Raw genomic sequence first — 12,221 nt, 5'->3', positions numbered from 1 at the left:
AAGGTTCCTCTTAAAAATCATGATCTCGAATGGTGTTGCTTCGATAAAGTTGTCTTTCTGCGTTTGAATGAAAAATCGCCCGATAGCCCGATGCTCTTGCTCTGCAGGTAGGCTGAGTCACCAGGTCAGGTTGTTGTCGTCGCGGACGGTGAGTCCGCTCTGTCCGCCGTGGCTTGCCGAAGCGTGAGCAGGCAAGGCCATCGCCGATGCGTTGCCTTGCGCGCATTGCCCTTGCACGACCGCAGCGTTTTGCTGCTTGCCCTTCTCCAGCGATGGCAGCTGATAAGCGATGCGGCACTCGCTGTCCGCGGAGTCACCCCACTTGACCAGCAGTGAGCCCCGGTCGGCGATGCCACGCACAAACAGCTTGCTGGCCTGCCCGACGCTACCCACGCTCTTGCCCTGGTCGTCGAGCACGTCCGCCGCGAAGGGCAGCGGCTCGCCGTTGGGCTGCGTCGCCTTGATGATGACGGCGCGGCCGCTTTCGGTCTGGTACTTCAGCTTGACCACGGCACCCAGGCGCGGGGCGACGGTGGCGGAAGTGTTCTTCAGTTCCAGATCGTCGGAAGCGCCCTTGGGATCAAGGTTGACGGTGTTGAGCTGGTAGGGCATGAGGTAAGGCACCACGGCATAGCCGTTGTTGCCGACGCGCACACCCACCGCGTTGGAGATCGATGCACCGGCCGCACCGGGCGCTTCGACCAGACCAATGGTGTCGCCCAGCTGCTGCGCGAATTGCACGCCACCGGCATGAATGATCACACCGCCGTCGGCGGATGCCGAGATCTGATTGGCGTTGCCGCTGCGGCTATAGCCGCCACGCAGGTTGGCGTAGCTCGCCTGGTAGCCGAGGTTGGCGTTGAAGTATTGGCTGCTGCTCTGGTCGATGTTGCGATTGGCCGACGCGTTGTAGGTGATGTTGTTGTTCTTGCCGGCCGTGCCGCTGACACCCACCTGCACGCTCTTGCTGGGACTACTGCCGGTCGTGTTGGTGAGGTAAGTGTTGAGCGTCGGTGCCTTGGGCGCTGTGCCGAGCGGCATCGACAGGGTGAACATGATGCGATTGTCGGTGGTGCTGGGCGTGACGCGCCCCGGACCATAGAAAATGTCGTCGGCCAGGTCGGCCTGGGTTTGCAGGGGCGCGTTGTACGAGGTGCCCTGGGTGCGCGTGCGTTGCGCGGACACGCTCCAGCTCACCGACTTGAAGCTGGAGCTGTAGCCGGCGGAGTAGGAGATCTGGCGACCGCTGCCGCCCCAGTAATCGGTGCTGCTGCCGCTGAAGAACAACTGGCCCTGGCCGATCTTCTGGCTGATGTTGAGATCGAGGCGGCTGCGCTGGTGCGCGTACTGGCTGAGGTCACCGCCATGGCGCGCGATGTCCCGCATGTTCACGGCATCGAGCAGGCCCAGGTAGCCGCTGGTGGAATAGCGATAAGCGCCCAGGGACAGATTGGTGCCCGCGTTATTGAAGTTTTTGCTGAAGGTGAGCCCCAGGCTCTGGCCCTGCAGGCTCTTGGCATTCGGCAGCTGGGTGTTCGACGCGGACAGGTTAAGTGCCAAGGTGCCGTAGCGTGTGTTGATGGCGGTACCGGCGTTGAGCTGGGTGTAGCCCTGCGACGCGGTGACGGCGCCAAAGCCGGTGAACGTGTTGTTGAAACCATGCTGCCAGGTGCCCTGAGCCACCCACGGCGTACTGCCCTGGGTGCCGTACTGGCGTAACTGGCCCGCGGTGGCGCTGAATTGGGTCTGGCCCGGGCGCAGCAACTGCGGCACGGCGGTGTAAGGCACCAGGAAGGTGTTCTTGCGGCCGTCGGTTTCGGTGACGGTGACTTCCAGGTCGCCGCCGTAACCGGTCGGGAACAGGTCGTTGATCTCGAACGGACCCGGCGCGACGGTGGTCTCGTAGATCACATAGCCGTTCTGGCGGATGGCGACGCGCGCGTTGCCTTCCGCCACGCCACGCACCACCGGCGCATAGCCTTGCTGGGATTGCGGATACATGCGCGGATCGCTGTAAAGGCTCACGCCACGCACGCGGATGCTGTCGGCAATCTGGCCGCTGGTGAAGGTGTCGCCCACCATGAGCTGCGCCTTCAGCGCGGGAATATCGCGCTGCACATAGGTGGCGGTGTTTTGATAATTCTTGCTGCTGCTACGGGAATTCCATTGCAGCGAGCCTTGGTGGCGCAGATGCCATTCGCCCAGGTTGACGCCGGCATTGAGACCCAGGTACGACTGGGTGCTGCTGCGCGGCCCCGCCGTGTGCGACGAGACGAAGTTGTAGGCGAGGAGGCCGGCGTCGATGCCCTTGTCCCATTGCGAGGGATCGACATAGCCGCGCGCGCTGTTGTCCATGAACAGCTGCGGCACGGTGATGTTGAGCGCGCTCGCGCTGGCATCGAAGTGGAGCGTGGCACCGGGAATGAAGGTGTCGAGATCGCCGCACAGGGTGTCGGAAGCAAAGGTGTATCGCTGCACCTCTTCGTCGCTACGGGTGCCATCGCCTCTGGCCACCTTGTCCAGATTGATGCCCCATTTGGCCAGCGTGGCGCGGTCGAAGCAGGGCACGGCGCTGGCACTGCCGGGCATGTCCTTGAACGTGACATCCTCGCGGCCCAGCCAGTTCTGGTTGACGATGATGTCGACGCGGTAGGTATCCGGCAGGACCACGTTGCCCTTGGCGAAGCGCGACATGTCCACGTGCTTGCCGGCGGACAGGAAATCCGTCTCGAACGTGGCCTCGGCCGGTGATGCTGCCATGGCCGCCGCCATCGATGCACCGGGCGTCAGCGCGCCGAGGATCAGCGTGCTCAGCAGGCGCTGTGCGGGTGCGAATCCGTTGCGTCGAAGGCGGGTGTGGGTTCGCAACGATGTCATGGTCGGGTTCCTCAGATAATGCGTTGATCGGTCGAGCGCGCGATGCGCCAGGCTGCTGCTCCCCCTCCTCCGTCAAGAGGCCCAGTGGGAAAGCGGGGTGGAGCGAGTGCCGGGCGTCCGCCCGGACGACTTACGGCTTCAGCGGTGCCGTGAACGGTACGAATCCGCCGGCATCATTGATGGTCTTGAAGCGCACTTCGGCGTTGGCGGCCGGAGTCGCAATCTTGTTCTTCAGCGAGATGCTGAGCGTTCCGAAGGGAGCGACCATGCTCATGTCGTCCGACGCTTCGTCCAGCTTGTCGCCTTGGGCCAGCGCTACGCTCTGGAACGACACGTAGTAAGGCGTGGGGTTGTTTACCTGCAGTGCACTGCTGCTGCCGTTGTTCGCCAGCGTCCAGGTCAAGGCCTTGGGCGCATCCTGCGCTTGGCCACGCAGTCCGTCAGGACGGAAAAACAGTTTGATACGCGTGCGGAAGGCGAACTGCAGCACGTTGGCGTCGGCCGCATCGGTCGACTTCGGCGGCACTTCGAGCACGTTCAACCAGAACAGGGATTCCTTGTCAGTCGGCAGTGGCTCCTTGGTGTACACCACGCGCAGCGACTGACTGGCACCGGGTTCCATGCGGAAAACCGGTGGGGTGATATGGAAAGGCACGTCGGCCTTGTCCGGGGAGATGGTCGCATCGCCGCCGTCGATCCAGGCCTGGACCAGACGTGGCGTTTTCTTTTCGTCGTTGGTCAGCCCGATGGTGATCTCGCGGTCGGCGGCGGGATAAATCGCGCGTGTACCGGTGATCACGATACCCGCGTGGGCATCGGTGCCGATAAACCCCGCAAGGCACAGGCCGGCAGCGGCGACGTAACCGAGGTAGCGTGTCAGATGGCGCATGGTTGTGATACTCGAGAGGTTATGAATTGGAGTGATCCATCGGCGTGTGGTTGCGGATGGATCGTTGAGTTGTGGTGCCGTGCTGTGGTGGAAAGGGAAGGCCGCATGGCATGGCACTGCGCCGCGGCCTTGGGATCAGTTGTACTTGACCGTATAAAGCACCGAACTGTTGGCCGTGCCGGCGGTAACACCGGTCGCGGTCGACACGTACTGCGCGTAGAACGGCAGCGTGGCGGTGTTGCCGGCAATCGTGATCGGCGTCGAGTCCGGCGCGTTGGCCAGGTTGATCGCGCTCTGGTTGCCCGCGTTGAGCAGCTGCAGCTGCACGCCGGTGGCCACACCTGTGCCGGTATCGAGCTTCAGGTTGCCGGTGGCGGGATCGACGCGCGGGCTGGTCGGCTCGTAGTGCACGCTTACCTGCGTGCCGTTGGTGCAGCCGGCCTCGCCTGCAGCGCCCACATAGATGTTATAGGGCGTGGCACCGGCGGTGCTGCCTACGCCACTGGCGAAGGCCGAGGACGCAACCGTGGGTAGAGTGACGGTGAAGTTACCGCTGTTCGAACCGGCGGTGCCGCCGTGAACGGTGCAGGTGACGGCAGAGATGCTGCCGTTGAAGGTAATGGTGCCATCGGCGGCCATGGCCGCCTGCGAGGCGAGCATGCCCAGGCCGGCGATCATGGCAGCGGACAAAATCAGCTTTTTCATAAGTAGTGTTCCTTGGGAATGGACGTGGGTGACACCCCCGTTGTCGTGCGACTTGCGTCGGTGGACCTTCACTCGTAGGAAAGAGCGTGTTCGGGGGTGTGATTAGGATGACGTCGAGTTCCCAGGAAAGATTTAGGAGTATTCCTAAAGTGCATTAGGACGATTCTGAAAACATGTCTTTGACTGGGTATGAAGCCATCGCTAGCTGATCCATCCAGCACCTTTGTGCTGACGTTTCGCGTGGAAATGCCAGACTGAATCTTGAATGGCGTCACGGGTTGATGACCGGCGCTTGATCGGCGCTGGCAGCTCGTACGCATGGCCGGTGTTTTGATGATGTCGTTGCCGCGCATGGGATGCGCCGGCCAAAGAGTCGCGCGGGAGTGCCGTTGGAAGCGGGTCGCGCGTACATCGTTGCCAATGCATCGATATTTGCCATCGCGCTGGCGACAAGCGAGATGGCGCGTCAGAGGGCGCATGGTTGTCATCGTCGGGAGGTCATGGACTAAGGCGATCCACCTGTGTGTTGTCACAGGTGGATCGAGGTCTTGCCGTGCAGGGTTGCTGCCCGTGAGAAAAGGCCGCGGCGCGACGCGACGCGGCCGTTGGATCAGTTGTACTCGACCGAATACAGTACCGAGCTGTTCGCCGGGCCGGCCGTAACATCGGCCCCGGTCGATACGTACTGCGCGTAGAACGGCAGCGTGGCGGTGTTGTCGGCTACCGTAACCGGCGTCGAGTCCGGCGCGGTGGCCAGGTTGATCACGCTCTTGTCGCCGCCGTTGAGCAGTTGCAGCTGTACGCCGGTGGCGGCACCTGCGGTGTTATCAAGACTCAGGTTGCCAGTGGTGGTATCGACGCGCGGGCTGGTCGGCTCGTAGTGCACGCTTACCTGCGTGCCGTTGGTGCAACCGGCCTCGCCTGCAGCGCCCACATAGATGTTATACGGCGTGGCACCGGCAACGCTGCCGACACCGTCCGCGAAGGCCGAGGCTGCCACCGACGGCAGATTGACGGGGAAGTTACCGCTGCCCGAACCGGGCGTGCCGCCGTGAACCGAGCAGGTGACGGCCGAGATATTGCCGTTGAAAGTAATGGTGCCGTCGGCGGCCATGGCGGCTTGCGAAGCGAGCGCGCCTAGACCAGCGATCAAGGCGGCGGACAAAATCAACTTTTTCATGAGTAACGTTCCTTAGGATTTGACGCATGCGTGCCCCCCGTTTTTTGCGGCCTGCGCCGGTGGACCTTCACTCGTAGGAGTGAATGTTTTGTTGGGGGGGTAATAGGGTGACGCCTGGCCGCTTTGAAGGCTTTAGGACCGGCCTAAAAAAGCCATTCGTATGATGTCGAAAAGATGTTTTACGCTGCGACGTAGGTGTAGGTTGGAGTAAGCGCCAGCGCACTCCAACACCGCCATCTTCGACATACCAAAAAACCATCCGCGCACAAAAACAACCCCAGTCACACGGCTTTTCGCAGACAAGCCCAAACCGTTGACGCGATGGCATGGATGGCAAAGTTGGGGTGCGCAGGCTTACCCCAACCTACGTTGACCGCCATCTCCGGCGAACCAAAAAATCCATCCCCGCACAAAAACAACCACACGGCTTTTGGCAGACAAACCCAACCCATCACTACAACGGCGTGAATCACAACCTCGGATCACGCAAGCTCACCCCGCCCGCATAACCGCCGAGAAGGCGGCTCCACCCGGCGAGATCATTTCTCGATGCGATAATTAACGCTGGCGCGATTGAAGTCCGTAGCGTTCTGCGCCTCGAAGTTCCAGCGCTTGCTGAGCATGTAACGCAACGTGATGATCTGCCCTGGTTCGAACAGGCCGATGCCGTAGCTGAGGTAAAGCCGCGGTGAAAGGTATTTGCCGACGGTGAATGCGGAGTTGCCATTCAGTGCATCGCTGCTCGACACACCAATGTCGCTGATACCCAGCTTGCTGCCGATGCTCTTGGCGAGCAGGTTGCCGGTGGCCGAACCCAATGCCTGCGCGGCGGCGTTCACCGTGCTGCCTTCGCTGCCCTTGACCTGTGAAATCGGCTTGCCGGTCACCAGGTACGAGAGCGCGTCGGATTGATCCATGACCGGATTGGAGAACACCGTCAGCACGGGGCGTTGCGCCGTACCGGTGATCTGCAAGCCGACTTGCTGTCCCTGGTTGATCGTGGCGTTGGGCGTAAGACTGCGCAGCGCGCGTATATTCAGTCCGGGGTTGTCGATCGGCGTGCTGGCAAAGAGCAGCAAGCCCTGTTGGATCTGCAAGTTCTGGCCATAGGCTTTGTACGTACCGTTGACGGCGATCTGGCCCTGGCCGGTGGTGCTGCGCCCCGGGCGTTCGTCCACGGTGAGCACGCCACTCAGGCGTCCATCCAGACCCTTGCCGGCCAGATGGGTGTGCGATCCAAGATCCACCTTGATCGAGGCGATGATCGGCGTGGATCCGCTGTTGGCCGGCTGCTGCGGCTGATCGACGATCACGATATCGGGTGATGCCTTGTTGACGCCGCTGCCCGGCAATTTGTCCAGGTTGACATCGGCGTTGTCCAACCGCACCGAGCCGGTGGCGTGGATGCCTTGCGCATCGCGGCCAAGCAGCAAGTCAGGCGACATGGCGACTTTCGCCGCGGGGATGTCGACGACGGTAAGGCTGCTGCCTTTGAGGGTGATGCTGGTCGGCGTCTGTGCATTGAGTCCGGCAACGCCGTCGATCGCCAGTGTGCCTTTGCCGGAAGTCACGTTGCCGTAGATGCGAAGCTCACGTGTGTCGGCAGCGCTCACGCTGAGCTTGCCGTCGGTAAGCTTGAGGCCGGCATCCGGAACCTCGGCCGCAAAATCGACGACGCTGGCCCGTCCCGTCACGGCCGGTTCCGATACGGTTCCGCCCAGCGTGAAGTCGCCGTCGAGGCGGCCCTTCACATTGGCCAGTGCGTCGGTAAACAGGTTGACAAAGGCGAGATTATCCAGGTGCAGGCCGATCTGGCCGGCAAGTGTTTCCTGCGCGCCCGTGATGCTCGCCTGGCCGTCCAGACGTCCGTTGCCATTCAGTGCAGCACGCACGCTGATTTGCTGATTACCCGGCGACAAAGTGGCATTCAAGGCCAGGTTGTTATAGGTCAGCGCGGGCTGATCAGGATGCTCGTTATAGGTGAATCGCCCGTTCGGTGACGTTATCGATGCACTGCCGGCGAGGCTGCCCGCGGCATTGCGGCGAAGCTTGCCATTGCCTTCCAGTGTGCCTTCCGCGCTGAAAGGCATATTGGCGTTGCCGAGCGCATCGATCACCAGGGTGAGTGGGACGGCGTGCAGCTGATAACTGGCATCGAGATTGCCGGCCTTGTCGTAATTGCCGCTGATGCACAGCTCTGGTTCGCCTGCGGTGAGGCAAAGTTCGGAAAGGCTTGCGCTGCCGTTATTCCAGCCAAGGCGTGTGGCTTGTTGCAGGCGCCAGCGCGGCAAGCCTTGCACGTCCAGCGAGAACGAGGAGAGCGTACCGTTCCAGTTCTGGCCTTTCAGGCTGCCGCTGAGCGTCAATGCTGTAGAAAGCGGTTCGCCTTGCGCATCGAGCGTAAGCTGGTGTTGCGCGGATGTGCCCTGGCCATTCAGTCGGACCTGCCGGAAGGCGAGGCCGCCCAGCTCGGCACCGGATGCATCCAGCTGCAGCTTGCCGCCCGGGCTGCTGATATCCGGAATGTCCGCTTGCAGCTGAAGCTGGTTGATGCGTTGCTGTTCCCACGCCAGTGACTGGCCTTGCAGGCTTCCATTGACAGCGAGCTTGGGCAGCTTGCCGCGCACGCGGAATTGGCCGTCCAGACGTCCGCTGGTCTGCGGCAGCCAGTCGGCCAGCGAGGCGATGGCCAGCGTGACATTGGCATCGTTGCTGTTGCCGGGGCGGGCGAGCAGTTTGATGGTGCTGCTGGCGGATGTGAGATTCAGCGTGCCGTCCAGCACTTCATTGGGAGATAGATGCAGGTGGCCGCTGCCGTGCAGTTTGCGCTGACGCAACTGCCCGTCGAGCTTGCGCAGATCGAGCGTGACATCCGGGCTGTTCTTGACCAGCTTGCCTTGCGAGCCAAGGTCGGCGTCCAGCATGCCTTGCCAGCCGGCGAACAGTTGCCCCGGATCGAACTTGCTGGCGTTGGCCTGGAGCTGCCAAGCCAAGTCAGGTTCCAGTGTGAGCGAACCGCTGGCCGTGAAGTTGCCTTGTGGCTGTAGCAGGCTGAGTGTGTGCAACTGGATTTGCTGTGGCGTGCCATCCAGATTCAAGGCCAGCTTGGCGAGTTTGTCCGGCGGGCCGATGCTCACGTCGCCTTCCGCGTGATAATGCTCGGTACTGCCGTTCGCCGTGAGTTGACCCTGGCTCACTAGCACCTGGCCGACCAGTTCGGCGGGCAGTTCCAGGTTTTTCCAGGCGATCGTCAGATCGGCGTTGACCGGCTGCGCATCCAGATGGATGGTTCCCGTCGCGTGCACTTGTCCCTTCACCTGCGGCGAGCTGAGCTGCAATTGCTGCAGGGTCAGTGTCTTGAAGTCCTTGTCGAAGCTGGCCTGCAGCGGTTGCAGGGAAAGGTGATAGTCGTTGAGGTCCAGCTCGCCGGTGATGCTGCCGCCGTACTGATCGCCACTGCCGTGCAGGTTCGCGGCGAGGCGCGTGAGTGAACTGCTGCCGATCAAGGGTTTGGGATCGAAGCCGGGCAGGTCGAGCATTGCCGTCCACGCGTTGTTCCTGCGTTGATCCAGATCGAGTTCAAGTTGCGCCAGCATCGGTTCGGTCAGCGCAAGTTGCAGCCGGGCGTTGCGGCCGTTGCTTTGCGCGTTGACGTTGCCGGCGTATTCGGTGTCGTCGATTTTCCACGTGAATTCCGCACGGCCTTTGCCGCGATAGCGACGGCCGATACCAAGCTGGCCATCGAGATCGACGTGACCCTCCGGCGCACGCAAGGCCAGCTGATCGAGGCTGATGCCGCGGTTGGTCCAGCTGCCGGCAAGGTCGAGCTGGTCGGAGGCAAACAGGGGCTTGCCGGCCTGGGTGATGGTGACCGGGCCGACATGGACCTTGTCCAGCACCCATGCCAGCGGTGGCTTCATGGAGAAACCACTCGACGATGACGATGTCTGCTGCGGTTTGGGCAGGGCTACGTTGACGCGATCCACGCGCAGGTCGATCACGTGCAGGCGTCGATAGATCAGTGGCCAGATGCGCCAGTCGAGATGTGCGTGGGTTACGGTGACATCGGTGCCTTCGCCGTCGTTGTAGCGCAGGCTGCCGATATCCAGCGGACCGATAAGGCGGCCCTCCGCCTGTTGCACCTGCAGCGCGCCGTGCGTGAAGCTTTGCGCTTGCGCAAGGGCAAAGCGCAAACCCGATCCGCTGCACAGCAGCCAGCTGATACTGCCGATAAGCAACAGCAGGACGATCAATACACCCAGGCCGATGGCGCGCAGCCAACGGCGGCGGGGACGAGGCGTGGGCTGTGGGGTGGTGTTCACGGCATATCCCTCACAGATCCGGTCCGATCACTACGTGCAATTCCACCCCGTGACGTTGTGCATCATTCACCGGGGTACCCACGTCGACGCGAATCAGACCGACCGGCGAGCGCCAGCGTACACCGATACCGGTGCCTACCTTGGCCTGCACGTTCGTGCCGTTGAACGCGTTGCCGGCATCGATGAAGGTCGCGATACCCCAGCGGGGCGTGAAGTAGTGCTCCAGCGTGGCGCTGGCGATCACCAGGCTGTCGCCGCCGATCACGCGGCCGTAACTGTTTTCCGGGCCGATCGACTGGAACGAATAGCCGCGGATGGATTGATCGCCGCCCGCGAAGAAGCGCAGTTGCGGCGGCAGGGCGTCGAAATTATCGGTCCATACGTGGCCCAGGCTGCCGCGCAGGATCAGACGGTTGTTGCGCCAGAATGCGCGAATCCAGCGCGCGTCCAGCGTGATCTCGCTGAAGCGGGCCGAGGAGAGCAGGTCGCCCGCGGTGCTGCGCACATCGATGTTGACCGACCAGCCGCGCCGCACGAAGTCGAGATTGTCGGCCTTCTTGCGGGTCAAGGAGCCTTCGGCATAGACCAGCGTGCTGCTGCCGTGTTCGATACCGGGCGTGCTTTCCGGCTCGTCCGGCGTCTTGCCGACATCGAAGGTGCCGGTAAGCGCATGCAGCCCGATGGTGCGCACCCAGTCGTGCCAGAGTTCGCTTTCGTTGGCGATCAGTTCCAGCGTGCGCGATTGCGAGGTGATGGTATTGGCGTCGCGATACGTGGCGCCAAAGTTGAGGCTGCGTTCGTTGTCGCCGGGCAAAGGAATCGTGTATTGGGTGGAAACGGTTTTCAGCCGTTGTGCGAGGACGACATCGTTCGTCCATTTGTGTCCGTACTGGTTGACCCACCGCTTGGCGATGCCACCGCGAATGCCCAAGCCCGTGTCGGTGCCCACGAACAAGCCGCTGGTATAGATGGTGCGCTTGGCCGGCGCGAGTTGCACATCGATATCGACGATGCCGTTCCTGGCCGTATCGAGCTGCGGCATGACGTTGACCGCCGAGAAGTAATCGGCGCCGTTCAATGCCTGCTGGAATTTCAGCAACTGGTCCTGGTTGAAATAATCGCCCGGCTTGAATGGCACGTAGCGTTGCAGAAAACCCGGCTGGAATTGCGAGCCTTCGAAGTGAACCTGCCCGTAGCGATAACGCGTGCCGACGTCCCAGGCCAGATGGACGGCGGCGCTGTGCTCGCCACGATTCACCTCGACCCGGTGCACGGTCATTTTGGCATCGAGGTAACCGTTGGCGGTAAGCGCGGCGTTCAAGCCATCGCGCGCGGACTCGTATGCCGCATCATCCAACCGTTGCCCTTTGAGTTTTTCGACGCCGCGCCGCGCCGTTCTTACCGGCGCCAGCTTGGCTGCCGCGGGATCGAGCTGGATATCGACCGAGGTCACCTTGACCGGCTGGCCGGGCGTGACGTGCAAGGTGACGCGCCAGCCTTTGTCGGTCTTTTCCAGTTTGCCGCTGGCGTGCGCGTCGTAGTAGCCATAGGGCTGCAAGGCGACGCCCACCTGCGCATCGGCGCGCTCATACAGTCGCTGCACCTGGGCCTCGCTGACATCGCGCGTGGCGTACTGCGAGAGATTGACACCGGCGATGACCGCCGCTTTCAGTGGATCGTTCACCCCGTCCACGACAAGCTGCACCCCCGCATAGCTCAATGCGGGGACCAACAGCAGCGGGAGCAGGCTTAGGCAACGGCAGATCCGGCGCATGCGTTAGGGTTCCATCCTCAACTCGGCATCGCAAGTAGCAGCTTAACCAGTCGCAGATGAACTTCTTCACCGCGCCGCTCTTAATTTAATAACGCGCTTCTCGCGTTCGCCTCCTCTCCCCTCTGGGGAGAGGATTGAGGTGAGGGGCCAATCTTGCGAATGGCTACATCAAAGCTAGCTTTGCTTTCTCTCCCCTCCGGGGAGAGCACTGAGGTGAGGGGGCAACCTCGCGATGAACTCCATCAACGCACGTTGCTTTGCTTCCTCTCCCCTTCGGGGAGAGGACCGAGGTGAGGGGGCGCTCTTGCGATCAGCTGCATCAAAGCACGCTTTGAATGGTGCAATTGCGCGAGGTTGTCCCCTCATCCCAGCCTTCTCCTCGCTCCTCAAAGCCGAGCACATCCATGTGCTCTCCCCGCGTACCCCGGAGGGGAGAAGGAGCAAAGCGCGTCATTGCGAAAGATCGCCGGCGGA

6 protein-coding genes are annotated in these 12,221 nt (G+C 62.1%); all 6 read right to left on the bottom strand.

Annotated features, from left to right (window positions below):
• Positions 1–117 precede the first annotated feature (117 nt).
• Positions 118–2,877: a fimbria/pilus outer membrane usher protein gene (locus ISP19_RS14795; RefSeq protein ID WP_204683173.1), complete on the bottom strand. Its 2,760-nt coding sequence runs from the start codon at positions 2,875–2,877 to the stop codon at positions 118–120.
• A gap of 130 nt (positions 2,878–3,007) precedes the next feature.
• On the bottom strand, positions 3,008–3,766 hold the full coding sequence (locus tag ISP19_RS14790; protein WP_204683172.1) for a fimbrial biogenesis chaperone: 759 nt from the start codon (positions 3,764–3,766) through the stop codon (positions 3,008–3,010).
• A 135-nt stretch (positions 3,767–3,901) separates the two neighbouring features.
• Positions 3,902–4,471, bottom strand: a complete 570-nt coding sequence (locus ISP19_RS14785) for a fimbrial protein (protein WP_204683171.1) — start codon at positions 4,469–4,471, stop codon at positions 3,902–3,904.
• 610 nt (positions 4,472–5,081) lie between these two features.
• Positions 5,082–5,651, bottom strand: coding sequence for a fimbrial protein (locus tag ISP19_RS14780; protein ID WP_204683170.1), 570 nt, complete (start codon positions 5,649–5,651; stop codon positions 5,082–5,084).
• 539 nt (positions 5,652–6,190) lie between these two features.
• Positions 6,191–9,973 (bottom strand): translocation/assembly module TamB domain-containing protein, encoded by a 3,783-nt coding sequence (locus tag ISP19_RS14775; RefSeq protein ID WP_284384685.1) that lies wholly within the window; start codon positions 9,971–9,973, stop codon positions 6,191–6,193.
• A 10-nt stretch (positions 9,974–9,983) separates the two neighbouring features.
• A complete protein-coding gene (locus ISP19_RS14770; RefSeq protein WP_204683169.1) occupies positions 9,984–11,747 on the bottom strand; it encodes an autotransporter assembly complex protein TamA in 1,764 nt (587 codons plus the stop codon).
• Between the last annotated feature and the right edge of the window lie 474 nt (positions 11,748–12,221).

The organism is Dyella flava, assembly GCF_016904955.1.
GTDB classification, from domain to species: Bacteria; Pseudomonadota; Gammaproteobacteria; order Xanthomonadales; family Rhodanobacteraceae; genus Dyella_B; species Dyella_B flava.
This window is presented reverse-complemented; position numbering and strand designations above follow the sequence as displayed.